The 15,692-nt window shown below is 72.2% G+C and carries 11 protein-coding genes; 5 read left to right on the top strand and 6 right to left on the bottom strand.

Translation table 11 applies throughout. From position 1 onward, the window contains the following. The first annotated feature begins 57 nt into the window (after positions 1–57). The gene (locus ACGFT2_RS07905; RefSeq protein WP_393274628.1) at positions 58–2,247 is read left to right on the top strand and encodes an NAD-binding lipoprotein; all 2,190 of its coding nucleotides are present in this window, start codon (positions 58–60) and stop codon (positions 2,245–2,247) included. A 187-nt stretch (positions 2,248–2,434) separates the two neighbouring features. Here the strand turns inward: ACGFT2_RS07905 and ACGFT2_RS07900 are convergent, their stop codons facing one another. After that, positions 2,435–3,067, bottom strand: a complete 633-nt coding sequence (locus ACGFT2_RS07900; RefSeq protein WP_393274626.1) for a TetR/AcrR family transcriptional regulator — start codon at positions 3,065–3,067, stop codon at positions 2,435–2,437. Positions 3,068–3,302: 235 nt separating this feature from the next. Between ACGFT2_RS07900 and ACGFT2_RS07895 the strand changes: the two genes are divergently transcribed. The 3 genes from ACGFT2_RS07895 (at position 3,303) to msrA (ending at position 6,909) form a co-directional block, all read left to right on the top strand. Continuing rightward, positions 3,303–5,432 carry an MMPL family transporter gene (locus tag ACGFT2_RS07895; protein ID WP_393274624.1) on the top strand — a complete coding sequence of 710 codons (2,130 nt, stop codon included), beginning with the start codon at positions 3,303–3,305 and terminating at the stop codon, positions 5,430–5,432. Positions 5,433–5,485: 53 nt separating this feature from the next. Further along, positions 5,486–6,208, top strand: a complete 723-nt coding sequence (locus tag ACGFT2_RS07890; protein ID WP_393274623.1) for an LmeA family phospholipid-binding protein — start codon at positions 5,486–5,488, stop codon at positions 6,206–6,208. Between the two features lie 179 nt (positions 6,209–6,387). Further along, complete coding sequence (msrA, locus tag ACGFT2_RS07885) at positions 6,388–6,909, top strand: peptide-methionine (S)-S-oxide reductase MsrA (protein ID WP_393274621.1); 522 nt, start codon at positions 6,388–6,390, stop codon at positions 6,907–6,909. A 154-nt stretch (positions 6,910–7,063) separates the two neighbouring features. On the opposite strand, the gene ACGFT2_RS07880 is transcribed toward msrA, so the two are convergent. The 3 genes from ACGFT2_RS07880 to ACGFT2_RS07870 are packed head-to-tail and all read right to left on the bottom strand — an operon-like array spanning position 7,064 to position 11,858. Further along, complete coding sequence (locus ACGFT2_RS07880; RefSeq protein WP_393274619.1) at positions 7,064–8,416, bottom strand: MFS transporter; 1,353 nt, start codon at positions 8,414–8,416, stop codon at positions 7,064–7,066. Positions 8,417–8,424: 8 nt separating this feature from the next. Continuing rightward, on the bottom strand, positions 8,425–10,437 hold the full coding sequence (locus tag ACGFT2_RS07875; RefSeq protein ID WP_393274617.1) for a PEP/pyruvate-binding domain-containing protein: 2,013 nt from the start codon (positions 10,435–10,437) through the stop codon (positions 8,425–8,427). Beyond that, entirely contained in the window at positions 10,434–11,858 is a 1,425-nt protein-coding gene (locus tag ACGFT2_RS07870; protein WP_393274615.1) for an acetyl-CoA carboxylase biotin carboxylase subunit family protein, read from the bottom strand. The genes ACGFT2_RS07875 and ACGFT2_RS07870 overlap by 4 nt, the downstream gene beginning before the upstream one ends. A gap of 289 nt (positions 11,859–12,147) precedes the next feature. On the opposite strand from ACGFT2_RS07870, the gene ACGFT2_RS07865 reads away from it, so the two are divergent. Then, on the top strand, positions 12,148–13,434 hold the full coding sequence (locus ACGFT2_RS07865; RefSeq protein ID WP_393274613.1) for a helix-turn-helix transcriptional regulator: 1,287 nt from the start codon (positions 12,148–12,150) through the stop codon (positions 13,432–13,434). A gap of 64 nt (positions 13,435–13,498) precedes the next feature. Here the strand turns inward: ACGFT2_RS07865 and ACGFT2_RS07860 are convergent, their stop codons facing one another. Together ACGFT2_RS07860 and ctaD are read right to left on the bottom strand one after the other, a co-directional pair. After that, the gene (locus ACGFT2_RS07860) at positions 13,499–13,876 is read right to left on the bottom strand and encodes a hypothetical protein (protein WP_393274611.1); all 378 of its coding nucleotides are present in this window, start codon (positions 13,874–13,876) and stop codon (positions 13,499–13,501) included. Beyond that, positions 13,873–15,612: a cytochrome c oxidase subunit I gene (gene ctaD, locus ACGFT2_RS07855; RefSeq protein WP_393274609.1), complete on the bottom strand. Its 1,740-nt coding sequence runs from the start codon at positions 15,610–15,612 to the stop codon at positions 13,873–13,875. Before ctaD ends, ACGFT2_RS07860 begins: the two co-directional genes overlap by 4 nt. Positions 15,613–15,692: the final 80 nt, after the last annotated feature.

Here is a 15,692-nt window from a genome sequence, read left to right as displayed (position 1 = left end):
CGCCGAACCAGCACTCTACGTCTCCGACGACCCGTGCGGTGAAGATCGGGGGCGGATGTGGCCGAGCGGCGGCAGGCTTCGTTACGGGACCGGGCGCGCTATCTGTTCGACAGAACACTGGCCCGCAGCACGGGCACGCTGCTCGGCTGGCTGGCCCTGTGCTGCCTCGCGATCGTGGTGCCCGTCAGCACCTTGCTGGTGTGGATGGACCCCACCGCGCCCCGCTCCCTGTCCGGCCGGCTCACGGCGGTCTGGCGCACCAGTGCGGAGACCCTGCGCCTGGGCGCGGTGACCGGGGCGCCGCTGCGGATGCTGCTGGCCGTGCTTCTCGGCCTGATCGCCCTGTTGTGTGTGTCGACCCTGGTCGGAGTGATCACCACGGGGCTCGGCGACCGGCTGGCGGAACTGCGGCGGGGGCGTTCGACGGTGCTGGAGCGGGGGCACGCGGTCGTGCTCGGCTGGTCGGACCAGGTGTTCACGGTGGTCGGTGAACTGGTCACCGCCCGAAGCGGGCGTGGGCGGGGGGCGGTCGCCGTGCTCGCCGACCGGGACACCACCGAGATGGAGGAGGCGCTCCGGGCCGCGCTGGGCCCCACGGGGAAGGTCCGGCTGGTCTGCCGTAGCGGATCCCCGGCGGATCCAGGGGCCCTGGCGCTGGTCACTCCTGCCGAGGCCTGCTCGGTCCTGGTGCTGCCGGCCGAGGACACCGGAGCCGACCTGGAGGTCGTGCGTACCCTGCTGGCCCTCAGGGCGCTGTTCGGCGCGGAGGCCGGGCCGCCGGTGGTGGCCGCGGTACGGGACGGGCGCTATCTGCCGGTCGCCGAACCGGCGGTGGGCGAGCGGGGCACGGTGCTGGAGACCGACCTGACGACGGCACAGCTGCTGGTGCAGTCCGCCCGGCGTCCCGGACTGCCGGCCGCGCTGCGCGACCTCCTCGATTTCGCGGGGGCCGAGTTCCATCTGGTCGACGCCCCGGAACTGGCGGGGCTGGACTTCGCGGAGATCGTGCTGCGCTTCGCGGAGGCCTGCGTCGTCGGCCTGGTGCGGGCCGACGGCCGTCCTCTGCTCACCCCGGCGCCGCAGACCGTCTTCACGGCGGGGGACCGGCTGGTGGTCGTCGCACACGACGACGACACCGCCGCCGCCCTCGCCGACTGCCGTGAGTACGTCGACCTCACGGCGCCGGCTCCGGCCGCGCGGGAGCCCGAGAGGTGCCGCCGGACACTGCTGCTGGGCTGGAACCGGCGCGCCCCGCTGATCGTGGACGTCCTGCGCCGAACCTCCCCACCGGGCTCCCGACTCGACGTGGTCACCGACGCGGACACCGGCCCGAGCCTCGGTCCGGGACTCGGTTCGGTCACTGGCTCGGACGCCGGCTCGGGCCTCGGTTCGGTCACCGGCCCGGTCACTGGCTCGGACGCCGGTCCGGTCACCGGCCCGGTCACTGGCTCGGGCTCCGGCTCGGGCCTCGGCTCGGACGCCGCCCCGGTCACCGGCTCGGACGCCGGCTCGGGCACCGGCCCGGCGGCGACGCGGGCCGCCGGCCCCCCGGACACCCCGGTGCTCGACGTCGCGTACCACGTGGGCGACCTGCTCCGCCCGGAGACCCTGCGCCCCCTCGACGTCTTCGGCTACGACAGCGTCATCGTGCTCGGGCCGGATCCGGGCGCCGGCGCCGGTTGCGAACGGCCCGACGACCGGACCCTGCTGATCCTGCTGATGCTGAGGTCGCGGGAGGACGAAGCGGGCCGGGCGCTGCCGGCGGTGGCGGAGCTGTGCGACCACCGAAGCCGGGCCCTGGCCCCGCTGGGACCGGTGTCCGACGCGGTCGTCCGGGGTGAGCTGACCGCGCTGCTGATGGCACAGATCGCCCACCGTCCCGCTCTCGCCCCGGTGTTCGCCGAAATCTTCGCCACGCGGGGCGGGGCACTGGATCTGCGTCCGGCCACCCACTACGTGCCGCCGGGGCGCGAGGCCTCCTTCGCGACGGTGGTCGCGGCGGCGTCGCGACGTGGTGAGTGCGCGATCGGCTACCGCATCTCCGGAGCGCACGGCGTGCGCCGCGACGACGGCCTTCGGCTCTGCCCCGGCAAGGCCGAACGGCGCGTCTGGGCCGCCGGGGACGAGGTCCTGGTGCTGCTGCCGACGCCGGACGTGAGCCGCACCGCGGATACAGCCCAGGGCCGGCTGCCCGGCATGAGGCAGGAACGGCGGGAGGACGACTCGCCGGACCACGTGGCCGGATGACAACCGCGCGAGGGTGCCGCCACGGGCGGCGCGGGCCAACGGCGGTCACGTGCGGCACCCTGGCGGAAACGGCGGCCGCGTACCGCGTCCGGGCTGGACGGCGGTCGCTCGTCGCGTCCCGGCCGACGGCGGCCGCGTCCCGCGACAGCGGCGCCCGAACGACGGACGCTCGCCTGCGGCTCTCCGCTCAGGTGCCGTGACCCGTGACGGGAGATCCGATCTCGCGCAGGAAGCCGAAGGCCCGCAGCAGGGCCGCCGGGCCGCTGTCCGTGATGCCGGACGCGCGCCGCGCCCGGCGCGTCCGCAGCACGGCCCGCACCGCGGAGAGCGCGGCGCACGCGATCACGGCCGCCCTGAGGTCGGCGTCCGGCGTGTCCGAGGGCAGTCTGCGCTGCACCAGGACGGTGAGGCGCTCCTCGAAGTCGGAGAAGGCCTGGACGAGGCGGGCCGTGACGACGTGCTCGATGTCCTCGACGGGATGGCCGAGGGCGGTCAGGGTGGAGGCCGCGAACGGTGCGGCCGCTGCCAGCAGGGCGTTGCACACGGCCTCCAGGGGTTCCTCACCGGCCGGGCGCTCGGCAAGGGCGTTCTCGACGTAGGCGAAGATCTGGACGCCGTCCGGGAGCAGCAGCGCTTCCTTGCTCTCGAAGTAGCGGAAGAACGTCCGCACCGAGACGTTCGCGTGTGCGGCGATGTCCGCGACCGTGGTGGCCTCGAACCCGCGCTCCCTGAACAGCCGTGCGGCCCCTTCCAGCAGCAGGCGCCGCGTCTCCTCCTTCTTGCGTTCACGCAGTCCGGCGGGGGTGGTCTCACTCGGCATGAGGCGAAGCCTCCGCCATGGTGTCGCGGCTGTCAAACGGCATGCGTGTCACACCTAACCACCATGGACGGGCTTCTGTCAGTCATGCCAATTGTCATGCATGCCATTTTATCTCTAGAGTGCCTGTCACCCGTGACACCCACTCCGGAAGGCGCCGATGCCCGGACCCTCGCAGCACCCCGAAACAACGGCCGGAACGCGCCCCGGCGCGCTCCCTCCCGCGGGCCCCGCTCCCGTGGACGGCGGTGGCCTCGGTGGTCTCGGCGCCTGGTGCGCCCGGCATCCGCTCATGGTCATCGCCGCCTGGCTGCTGGTCCTCGCCACGGCGCTGGCCGGGCGGCACCTCGCCGCGCCCACCTTCAGCGATCAGATCAGCATGCCCGGCACGCCCTCGCACACCGGGGCCGACCTGCTCACCGGCTCCATGCCACAAGCGGGCGCGCCCAACGGCAAGGTGGTGTTCCACACCGGCACCGGCACGGTGGCCGACCAGGAGCCCGCGGTCGACCGGACACTCGCGGCTCTGCGTGGCCTGCCGCATGTCACCACCGCGTCCACGCTCGTGACCAGCGACGACGGACGCACCGCCTACACGACCGTCTCCTTCGACGAGCAACTGAAGAACCTCGGCCACGACTACACCGATCGACTCGACACGGCGACCGACCCCGCTCGCGCGGCCGGACTCGGCGTCGCCTACGGCGGCGACCTCGACCAGGTGGTCCGTGAGCCGGCCGACGACAAACTGAGCGAGGGCGTGGGCGTCCTCACGGCCCTCGTCATCCTCCTGCTGGCCTTCGGCAGCGTTCTCGCCGCGCTGCTGCCGCTGGTCACCGCCCTGATCAGCGTCGGCGTCGGCCTCGGCATCGTGGGCATCGTCGCCGCCACCCTCTCCTTCGCCACCTCCGCCACGACCCTGGCCGGCATGATCGGCCTGGGTGTCGGCATCGACTACGCCCTGTTCCTGACGACGCGCTACCGCCAGGACCTCATCGACGGACGAGATCCGGTGGACGCCGCCGCCCGCACCACGCGCACCAGCGGCCGTGCGGTGCTCATCGCGGCCGTCACCGTGGCCGTGGCCATGCTGAGCCTGTACGCCTGCGGGCTGAGCTTCATCGGCAAGATCGGTCTGGCCGCCGTCCTCGCCGTGGCCGTCACCGCCGCGGCCGCCCTCACCCTGGTCCCGGCGGCCCTCGGCCTGGTCGGCAGGCGCATCGACCGGCTCGGGCTGCGCCGGCCCGTCGCCGAGAACAGCGGAGCGCACGACGGCCGGCACCGCTACGCGGAACTCGTCGCCCGTCGCCCGTGGACCTTCCTGGCGCTCGGCCTCACCCTCCTGACCGTGTTCTCGGCACCGCTGCTGTCGATGCGCCTGGGCCACGTCGACGCCGGGGCCGACCGGCCGGGCGGCAGCACCCGCAGCGCGTACGACTGGATCGCGCAGGCCGGCGGGCCGGGCTTCGGAGCCGGCGCGAACGGCCCGGTCGTCACGGTGATCGACGTGCGCGGGTCGCGGACGCCCGTCAACCGGATCTCCGGCGACGTCACCACTGCGCTCGAGAAGACCCGCGGCGTCGCCTCCTTCACCCCGCTCAGGGCGAGCACGGACGGGAAGATCCTCGTCACGACCGTCACCCCGGCCACCGGGCCGCAGGACACCGCGACCGACGTCCTCCTCGACACCCTCTCCGGGCGGACGCTGCCCCGAGCCCTCGACGGCAGCGGAGCCGAGGCCTACCTCACCGGCAGCGTGGCCGGCCAGGCCGACTTCCGGGACACCGTCGGCGACCGGCTGCCCGTCGTCATCGGCATCGTCCTGGTCCTCGCCTTCCTGCTGCTCATGACCGTCTTCCGCAGCCTGGTGATCCCCCTCAAGGCCGTGGTCCTCAACCTCTTCACCACGGCCGCGTCCTACGGCGTGCTCGTCGCGGTCTTCCAGTGGGGGTGGGGCGACGCGCTGCTCGGGCTCTCCGAGCCGGTGCCCATCGAGTCGTACGTGCCGATGATGATGTTCGCGATCGTCTTCGGACTGTCCATGGACTACGAGATCTTCCTGCTGTCCCGGATCGCCGAGGCCTGGCACCGCACCGGTGACAACCGGCTCGCCGTCGGCGAGGGACTCTCCGCGACCGCGCGGGTGATCTCCGCCGCGGCCTTCATCATGACCGCGGTGTTCCTGTCCTTCACCACCTCGCCGACCGTCGTGGTGAAGATGCTCGCCCTGGGACTGGCCATCAGCGTGGTGGTCGACGCCACCGTGGTCCGCCTGATCCTGGTGCCGTCCGCCATGTTCCTCATCGGCCGGGCCAACTGGTGGCTGCCCCGCCGCCTCGACCGGATCCTGCCGCGCCTGCACGCCTGAGCGTCCCCGCCCGTCCCCGTTCCCGTCCCGACCGATCCGGAGCAAGTGACCACGTGACATCGAACCGCCGGACGACGAAGATTCGCGTCCTCCTCGCGCTCGCCGCGGCCCTGGCCGGCCTCGTGTGCGCGACCGACCTGCTCGTCGAGCACCGGACCGAGCGGCGCGTCGTCGCCCGGGCGGTACACCGGCTCCGGCCCCACGGGCCCGTGCACGCCGATCTCACCACGCCGTTCGCGGGGCTGCGCACCCTCGGCGGGGACGTCGGCGACGTCGAGGTCGACGCCGAGGACGTCCACCGTCAGCACACCGTGATGGATGTGAGCGTCCGTCTGGAGGACGTCACGACCAAGGGGGCGAGCGCCGGCGGCACCGGCACCGCCACCATCGGATACGACCAGGTCACCCGGCGCTTGGGCGCGCTGGGCGACGGACTGACGGCCGGCGGCCGGGACGGCGACCTGATCCTCGGCGGGAGCGTCGGCCGCCTGGGCCTGCCGGTCACCGTGCGGGCCGGGCTGTCCACCACGTCCGACACGTTCACGGTCACGCCCACGACGGTGAGCGTCCTCGGCCGCAGCGTGGCGGTCGACGACCTCGGTGGCCTGCCCGCCGCGCCGGAACTGCGGGACCGGCTCCGGGCCCGGACCGTGCCCGTCACCGGCCTGCCCCACGGCGTCGCACTGACCTCCGCGCACGCCGCCCCCGACGGCCTCGTCCTGTCCTTCTCCGTCGCCCCGGGACCCGCCCCGGGCGCCGGCGGGAACGCGGCCTGACCGTCCGGGCGGCAGCGCCGGCGGGAGCGTCGACCGGGAATCATCCGAGCCGCTGTCCGGTTCCATCAGCAGATCCCCGAGCGGCCGTCGGCCGGGCGCTCCGGGACGGTAATAGGCTGAGTGATCGTGAGACCGGCACGCCGCCGAGCGCGCCGGGCCCGAACGTGAAGGAGCGACCGATGACCGGGAGAACAGAGCGAGCCGTGCTGGCGGGCGGTTGCTTCTGGGGCATGCAGGACCTGATCCGCAAGCAGCCGGGCGTCGTGTCCACGCGCGTCGGCTACAGCGGCGGAGACACCCCGAACGCGACGTACCGCAACCACGGCGACCACGCCGAGGCGATCGAGATCCTCTTCGATCCCACGGCCACGAGCTACCGCGACATCCTGGAGTTCTTCTTCCAGATACACGATCCGACCACGAAGGACCGCCAGGGCAACGACCTCGGGCGCAGCTACCGGTCCGCCGTCTACTACACCGACGAGGAGCAGCACCGCGTCGCCCTCGACACGATCGCGGACGTCGAGGCGAGCGGCCTGTGGCCGGGCAAGGTGGTCACCGAGGTCGAGCCCGTGGGCGACTTCTGGGAGGCGGAGGCCGAGCACCAGGACTACCTGGAGCGCTACCCCAGCGGCTACACCTGCCACTTCCCGCGGCCGAACTGGAAGCTGCCGCGCCGCGCCTCCTCCACGGCGAACTGAGCCTGGAGCGACAGCCGGCGCCGAGCGCGGGACGCGTTCGACGGGATCCCGTGCGCCCGGGCGGCACACTCGCCGCCCGGGCACTCCCGTAGGGGCCGCCGGGGGCCGCCTCACGGCCGCGGGTCAGGCGGGACGCCCACCGCCCGGGACCGGCTCACGTCCGTGGTGCCGCCCCCTCGTCGACGGGCAGCGCGACGGGCTCCTCCGGCGCCCCCACCCCGGCGTCCCGGCGTCCCGCACCCGTGCCACGGGCCCCGGCCCGAACCCGTCCCGGACGCGTCCGGTGCAGACACACGTGCAGCACCGGTATGAGCACACAGGTGACCGCCGCACTGTGCCACAGCAGCGCGTCGAGCCGGCCCGCCGCGAGATACGCGCCCGCGGCGACCGCGGCCACCGCGCACACCCCTCGGTCCACGATGCTCTCCACCGACAGCAGCGTGGCCCGCGGAGCGTCGGCCGGTATCGCATCGTTCACGAGCTTGCGCTGCACCGGATAGACGAACCCGGTGATCGCGGCGAACGCGCACAACAGCCCCACCACCGCCCAGGGCCCACCGAGGGCGGTGCCCGCGAGGGTGGCGGCCAGCGCCACGCTCAGCACCGACACCCACACCGCGGGCGGCAGCCGGCGCCCCAGCCACTGGGGGCGGGCCGACGCCACCGCTTCGGCGACCGTCATCGCCGCGAGCACACCGCCGTGCGCACCCTCCCCGATCCCGTGCTCCAGCAGCACCGGCTGGAACAGGTTGACCTGGCAGATCCGGGACAGCGTGAAGACCGCCACCCCCTGCACCATCAACAGGACCAGCCACGGTGACGACCGCAGGGTGTGCCAGGCGGCGCCCGCGTCGCGCAGCAGGGTTCCACCGCGCCCGGTACGGGCCCGCCGCCCGGTGCCCGCACCGTCCGCGGCGAGCCGCGGCAGGGCCAGGGCGCAACCGAGCGAGGCGGCCGCGCTCGCCGCACTGAGCACGTACGGCGTCTGCGGGGCCAGCACCATCAGCGGCCCGACGAGCGGCCAGCACACCACCTTGGCCGCGAGCCCGAGAGCACGCGCCGTACCCTCCGCCCTCAGGTAGTGGGCGTCCGCCTTCTCCGCCCGCAACCCGTCGTAGAGGTAGGCGCTAGCGGCGCCCGACGTCAGGGACCGCCCGGCGGCGATGGCGAGGAAGTGCACCAGGAAGCCCGTGTACGACGGCGCCAGCACCGGCGTCAGGTTCGCGGCCGTCATGACCACCGCGCCCGCGCGCAGGCAGTTGCGGGCACCGATACGGTCGGCGATGGCCCCCGTCGGTATCTCGAACAGGCAGAAGGCGATGTAGTAGATGCTCTGGATGCCGAAGATCTGGCCGTCGGACAGGCCCGCGTCACGCTGGTAGGCGTAGAAGACGGGCATCCACCACAGCAGGTTGAACAGGAGCTGGAAGCCGTTGTTGAGGCGGATGATGCGCCGCGCGGCCGGAGTCGGGACCGGCCCGGGGGAAGAGGGCCACAGGGCGGGCATACGGCGCCTCACCGGGCGTAGGGGCGGACCTGGACGAGGTGGAAGGCCCCCTCGGCGGTCATGAGCCACTCGATGTCCAGGGCCTCGTCGGGATCGCCCGCACCGAAGTGCGACTGCAACAGCCGCCCCACCAGCGACAGTCGGGCGAGCGACGTCCGGGTGGCAGCCGGCAGGTCCTCGCCCGACGAGCCGACGTCGACCGTGCGCCCGCCGCCCTCGACGGTGTTGTAGAGGTACTGGTGCGGCAGGACCGTGCCGTCGACCACCCGCTCCGGCGAGCCGGACGTGCAGTTGAGATACACGTTGCGGAAGTCGTCGCGGCGGGTCGGATTGCACGTCACCAGCACACCCCCGAGGTCGGCCGGTACATACTCCTGGACGATCACGCCCATGTAGGTGTCGTCCAGGGAGATGCCGACCTGGTGCCTCATGCGCACGCTGCGCGGCGACAGCAGGGACGCCCACACCTGCCGCACGGCGTCCATGAGTTGCTCCGCGCCGCGCACCGTGGTGACCGAGTCGTAGATACCGGCGGCGGAGAAGCCGGGCAGGTCCTCGGCGTTCGAGGAGGAGCGCACCACCAGCCGGCGCCCGTCGGCCAGCAGGTCCGCCACCGATCCGGTGATCGCCCGCGCCACCTCGTCGGGCACCGGCGTACCGCGCACCAGGCTCTGCAGGCTCAGCGACAGGGAGTCGATCACGTCGAACGCCTCGAGCTCGAGGGCCATCTTCAGTTTGCCGATGCCCTGTTGCAGGGCGGGCGACGAGGTCAGGAAGAGATGGTGCAGGCGGAAGGGCAGCGCCACGCCCTCGGGCGCCCGGACCGTCTCCGCCACGCGTTCGGCCGCCGCGAACCGCAACCGCTCAGTGGTCGCGCCCGGTTCGCCGAGCCGGGCGGCGAGATGGCCGAGCAGATCGGGCCGGGGCGGACGCGGCCGCCGGTAGAAGGCCGTCAGGTCCGCCGAACGGCTGTCCAGGACGTGATGCAGCTCCCCGAGGTGGGCCGCCTTGGTGCCGTAGCTGTCCCGGTCGGCGAGTCGCAGCCGGTGCAGTTCGAGGACCGGCGCGTCGTCCAGCAGCGGTGTCTCGATCCGGATGCGCTGCTGGTGCCAGGCCGGCCTCTGCAGCGCCGGTTTACGGGACAGCCGCTCCAGGGTGATGGCGTCCTCCCGCACCCGGTAGCGCACCCAGGCGCCGTCGAGACCGTCCCGCTCCACCAGCTCGTCCAGGTCGCGGACTATCGCGTTCGGTATGCCCCAGCCCGAGGCCAGGACATTGGTGTGCGAGAGCGGAGTGGTGGGGACCGTGTTGATGAATCCGGCGATCCGGGGCACGTCGTCGGGCAGAGTGGGCATCGCGACGATGTCGGACCAGCCGAGCTCCGCGGCGGCGCGCTCGTACTCCGCCGTCCCGCGGAAATAGCGCAGCCGGCCCTCGGCCTCGCCCGGATTGAGGCAGGTGCGCGTCCGGTCGCCGAACAGTTCGTGGCTGAGGATGCGCGGTACGCGCACCTCGCTGACCGCGGCCAGCTCGTTCTCCTGCCCGTGGTTGGCGGGCTTCAGCAGCAGGGGCAGGCGCCCGTCCACCCGGCCGCGCACGAAGAGGTAGAACTCCTCGAGCAACGCGCCGTGCATGGTGTCCGCCTCGGTCGTCTCCAGCACCAGGAAGGGCCGCTCGATGCCGTCGGGTTCCTCGTCGGTGTGCAGGGACAGCACGCCGAGCAGGAACCGGCGTTCGGGGTCCATGTACACGGAGGCGTTGAACGCGTCCAGGTCGGCGTCCAGTTCGGCCAGGGTCAGGCCGAGGACCCGGGTCGCGATGTAGTTGACGTGGAAGGGGTGCACACGGGTGTCGAGCAGGTGCCACGTGTGCTCGGCACGGTCCACCACGACCTTGAGGTACGGGTGCCCGGCCAGCACCCCGGACAGGGCGCGGAACAACGGCAGCGACAGGTTGGCGCCGACGACGGTGCGGTCGCCCGAGGCGTCCGGCACACCCTCCTCCTCGAGTGCGAGAGTCATGCCCAGGCCCCCTCGGTGACGTCCGTGGGCAGGATGTCCGGCAGGGCGTCCACCAGGGCGGTGAAGTCACGGACCACGGACTGCGGCCGGTCCGCCGACAACAGGCACAGACCCGCCATGGTGTTGGCGCCGGCGGCGGGGTCGTAGACCGGCACGGGGTGCCCGTCCGGCAGTGAACTCTCGCCGACGACCGCGAGAGTGCTGCCCTCGCCGATCGGCGCGCAGCGGACGACGGCGGCGGGGTCCCACCGATGGCGCCGCGGCCACGGGGAACCGTCGCCGTGCACGGCGAGGACCACCAGGCAGCCCGCCGCACCCTCGGCGTCCCCGGGCGTCAGCGCCCGTGCGGGCCATGCCGGAGAGCCGCCGAGCAGCTGGTCGGTGAACATCCCGATCAGGTCGAGCCCGAAGACCTCCTCGATCTGCGGCACCGTCATCGCGCCGCCGAACCGGGCGGCCGTCTCGATCACGGACATCCGGCCGTCCGCGCCCAGCTTGATCTCCGTGTGGGTACCGCAGTTCTCCAGACCCAGGGCGTCCACCGAACGCCGGGCCAGCTCCACGATCCGGTTCTGGGCCTCGCTCCCGACCGCGGCCGGGACGATGCCGGCCCGCTCGGTGAACGGCGCCACCGTCGGCATCCGGCCGCTCAGGCAGACCGGCCGGAAGTCACCGTCGACGACCACGCCCTCGACACTGACGTAGTCGCCCCAGCCGGAACCGTCGAACCATTCCTCGGCACACCCGCTGACGATCTCCTCCACGATGAAGTCCTCGCAGGCACCGGCCACGTGCAGTTCCGCGAAGCCGAGCAGCGCCGACTCCGCCATCACCTCCCGCGACCGCCGCCAGGCCTCTCGTACCTCCCCGGGCCCCGCGATGATCTGGTGTGCGGTCGAACCGGCGCTCCACGCGGACTTCAGCAACAGCGGGAACGACAACTCGGCGGCTGCGCGCTCCAGTTCGGCGAGGTCGGTGACGGCACGGAACCGCGGCTGCGGTATGCCGTGCCGCTGCCAGGCGGCGCGCATCAGCCGCTTGTCGCGGGCGAGCGCGGCGGCGGGCCCGGCGCCCCTCAGCCCGAGCCGCCGGGACGCCTCGGCGACCGCCACCACCGCGTACTCGGAGAAGGTCACGACCGCGGACGCGCCCACCTCGCGGGCTCGGTCGGTGATGAGCTGGACGAGGTCGCCCTGCTGTTCCTCGGCGGGGCCGCCCCGCGGTGTCTTCGCGAAGCCGTCACCTCCCGGTGTATCGAGGGCCGAGACGATCGAGGCGCAGCGCCGTTCGGCGTCCGCCGCCACGGTGGGGGGCAGTTCGCTGAGTGCCAGCAGGTGCACCGCCGCCCTCGCGGCCACCCGCGTCAGGGCGTATCCCACGGGGGGTCCGCCCTTGGCATGCACGTACAGCACCTTGCTCACGAATACCCAACTCCTTCGATGACTTCGGGGTGGAGCGGTCGCGGACCGCGCCGTCTCCTTCAAGCGAACCAGCCTCGGCCCCCGCCCGGGCGGCCGTGCCGCCCGAACGGCTCAGGCAAATGCCCAACTGGTGCGCGGCATCACCGACATGTGAAGGTCCGGTGATGCGGTAGTGCCCGTCGGGTGCCAAGGGGCCCGGGGGAGACCCGCTCCGCATGCCTGACTCGCGACGGGATACGCATGAGGTGTTACTCAACGTAATGTGGTGGACAATTGAAGGAGTTGGGCCGTGAACGAGTCCGATCTCAAAGCCTTGCTCGCGCCCCTTCCGGTGTCCTGGTGGGAGGCCGACGGCGGACTGAGAGTGGTCGACAGCGGGGGTGGTGCGTTCGACGACGAGCGCACCGCCCGCCGCTTCCTGGAGACCCTCTGCGCCGACCACGGCGGCCCGGCCGGCCCGGCCGGCGCCGGCCCCTACCAGGCGAGCTTCGAGGGCCGGACGTTCGACGTGAACTGGCCGGCCCGCGACGAAGGCGCCGACCGGCACCGCAGCAGAGGGGTGGCGGTCGAGGTGGCGGGCCGGCCGGACCACGGCCCCTACGCCTCGTTCGCCGACCTCACACCGGCCGCGGCGTTCGTCCGCGACGCCTCCGGCCACTACCTGTGGGCCAATCACGCCTACGCCCACCTGTACGGCACCACGCGCGAGGACGTGATCGGCCGCCACCTCGCCGACCTCGACGGCCCGGAGGACGTCACCCGGTTCCTCGCCCTGGACAGGGACGTCCTGACACAGGGCCGGCCGGTCCGGCACACCCTCACCTACCGGCGTGCCGACGGCACCCCCGGGCACGCCGCGGGCTATCGGTTCCCCGTCCGCTGGGGCACGGACCGCTGTGTGGCCGGAATCTATGTCGACGTCACCGACTACACCCGGGTGCTGGACCAGCGGCGCAGAGCCGAGGAGGATTTACAGGCCCTGCGTGACCACAGCGGGCTGCCCTGCCTACGGCTGTCCCCGGACGGCCGGGTGGGCGAGGCCGGCACCGCGGTCGCCGAACTCCTGCGCGTCCGCCTCTCCGACCTCGTCGGGCTGCCGGCCGACGACCTGCTGGCGAAGACACCGGAACGCGGCGCCCTGCACCGGATCTGGGACGACCTCGTCGGTGGACGCCGCAGGAGCGCGCGTGCCTCCGCCGTGCTCGTCGACGGTGACGGCTGGCAGCGCCGGGCCCGGGTGCACCTGAGCACCGTCTGCCGCACCGCGGAGCGCGTGTCGAGTGTGTGGGCCGTCATCACCCATCTCGGCCTGCGCCAGGAGGCGCAGCCGCCCCTGACGGCCACCCAGGTGCGGATACTCGCCCTGCTGGCCGCCGGGCGCAGCAACGCGGACGTCGCCGGAACGCTGCATCTGTCCCGGCAGGCGGTGGACTACCACCTGAGCCGCCTGCGCGACCTCCTGGGCGCCGCGACCCGCCCGGCCCTGGTCGCCCGTGCCTATGTGCTGGGCATCCTCTCCCCGCAGGCCTGGCCGCCGCGGTCCGACACGGCGGCACACCCGCTGAGCCCGGTATGAGCGGCACCGCTCGGTCCGCCGGTCCCCCCAACCGCCCGGGGACCACCCGAGGACCACCGCCCCGTCACCGCACGAGCACACTCGCTCCCGCGCCGATCGTGGCCGAACCGGCGAACAGCAGACAGGCGCAGGCGGCGTACCGTCTGAGCAGGGTGCGGCGCAGAGCCGCGTAGCGGTCCTCGTACTCGGCGCGCAGACGCTTGGCCCGGTCGGCCGTGGCCTGCAGGATCTGCCGTGTCAGTTCGCGGCGCAGCTCGGTGTAATGGTGGGCGAGGTCCTCGGCCTGCCCGGAGGTGAGCCAGGAAAGGCGCGCGCAGAGGGCCTCCGCCTCGCGCTGTGCCCGCTCCTGCTCCGCGCACAGGAGCAGATAACCCTCGACCTCGTTGGCGAGCGCGCGACCCTGCCGGTCCAGCGGGGCGCCGTGCCGGCTCGCCGATGTCACGGGCGGCCGCCTTCACGCCCCGGCGTCTCCAGCGCGTCGCGCTTGCCGTGGTGCGCCTCCTGCTCCGCCATGGCGATCTCGGGGTGGTGCAGGTCGAACGCCGGGGATTCGCTGCGGATGCGGGGAAGGGTGACGAAGTTGTGCCGGGGCGGCGGGCAGGAGGTCGCCCACTCCAGCGAGCGGCCGTAGCCCCACGGGTCGTCCACGCCGACCGGCTTGCCGTACCTGCCGGTCATCCACACGTTGTACAGGAACGGCAGCATCGACAGGCCGAGCAGGAACGAGCTGATGCTGGAGATCGTGTTCAGGGCGGTGAAGCCGTCGACCGCGAGATAGTCGGCGTAACGACGCGGCATGCCCTCGGCGCCCAGCCAGTGCTGGACCAGGAAGGTGCCGTGGAAGCCGACGAACAGCGTCCAGAAGGTGATCTTGCCCAGGCGCTCGTCGAGCATCTTGCCCGTGAATTTCGGCCACCAGAAATGGAAGCCGGAGAACATCGCGAAGACGACCGTGCCGAAGACCACGTAGTGGAAGTGCGCCACCACGAAGTACGAGTCCGAGACGTGGAAGTCCATCGGCGGCGAGGCCAGGATGACACCGGTCAGACCACCGAAGAGGAAGGTGACGAGGAACCCCGTCGCCCAGAGCATGGGTGTCTCGAACGAGAGACTGCCCTTCCACATCGTGCCGATCCAGTTGAAGAACTTCACGCCGGTCGGGACCGCGATCAGGAAGGTCATGAAGGAGAAGAACGGCAGCAGCACACCGCCGGTGACGTACATGTGGTGCGCCCACACCGTCACGGACAGACCGGCGATCGCGATGGTGGCGGCGACCAGGCCCATGTAGCCGAAGATCGGCTTGCGGGAGAAGACCGGGATGACCTCGGTGACGATGCCGAAGAACGGCAGCGCGATGATGTACACCTCCGGATGGCCGAAGAACCAGAAGAGGTGCTGCCACAGTAGTGCGCCGCCGTTTGCGGCGTCGAAGACGTGCGCCCCGAACTTCCGGTCGGCCTCCAGGGCGAACAGCGCGGCCGCCAGGACCGGGAAGGCGAGCAGGACCAGGACGGCGGTCAGCAGCACGTTCCACACGAAGATCGGCATGCGGAACATCGTCATGCCCGGTGCGCGCATGCAGATGATCGTGGTGATGAAGTTGACCGCGCCGAGGATGGTGCCGAAGCCGGAGAAGGCCAGACCCATGATCCACATGTCGGCGCCGATACCCGGCGAGCGGACCGCGTCCGACAGCGGGGAGTAGGCGAACCAGCCGAAGTCGGCGGCGCCCTGCGGGGTGAGGAAGCCACCGACCGCGATCGACGAGCCGAACAGGTAGAGCCAGTAGGCGAACATGTTCAGCCGCGGGAACGCCACGTCGGGCGCACCGATCTGCAGCGGCATGATCCAGTTCGTGAATCCGGCGAACAGCGGGGTGGCGAACATCAGCAGCATCACGGTGCCGTGCATCGTGAAAGCCTGGTTGTACTGCTCGGCGGAGATGATCTGAATACCCGGCCGGGCCAGCTCGGCGCGCATCAGCAGCGCCATCACACCGCCGATCAGGAAGAACGCGAACGACGTCGTCAGATACAGCGTGCCGATCGTCTTGTGGTCGGTGGTCGTCAGCCACTTCACCACGACGTTGCCGGGCTGCTTGCGCCTGACCGGCAGTTCGTTCTCGTACGAGTCCTCGGCCGGCGTCGCACCGTGGGGTTCGTTGAGGATGCTCACAAGTAGGGGTCTCCCGAGGCTCGCGCTTCACGTCGTGCGTAAGGCGCCATCCTGGCTTCGCCGGGGGCGGGCCCGCATCC

Origin of the sequence: Streptomyces sp. NPDC048514, assembly GCF_043199955.1 — a bacterium.
GTDB lineage: Bacteria > Actinomycetota > Actinomycetes > Streptomycetales > Streptomycetaceae > Streptomyces.
The sequence above is the reverse complement of the archived record's forward strand: the minus strand, read 5'-3'. Positions and strand labels throughout refer to the sequence as shown.

What these genes read in the sequence shown, in the direction of transcription:
- msrA (WP_393274621.1), top strand. Translation starts at nt 6,388, where the DNA reads ATGACCGGGAGAACAGAGCGAGCCGTGCTGGCGGGCGGTTGCTTCTGG.
- ACGFT2_RS07875 (WP_393274617.1), bottom strand. Translation starts at nt 10,437, where the DNA reads ATGACTCTCGCACTCGAGGAGGAGGGTGTGCCGGACGCCTCGGGCGAC.
- ACGFT2_RS07900 (WP_393274626.1), bottom strand. Translation starts at nt 3,067, where the DNA reads ATGCCGAGTGAGACCACCCCCGCCGGACTGCGTGAACGCAAGAAGGAG.
- ACGFT2_RS07880 (WP_393274619.1), bottom strand. Translation starts at nt 8,416, where the DNA reads ATGCCCGCCCTGTGGCCCTCTTCCCCCGGGCCGGTCCCGACTCCGGCC.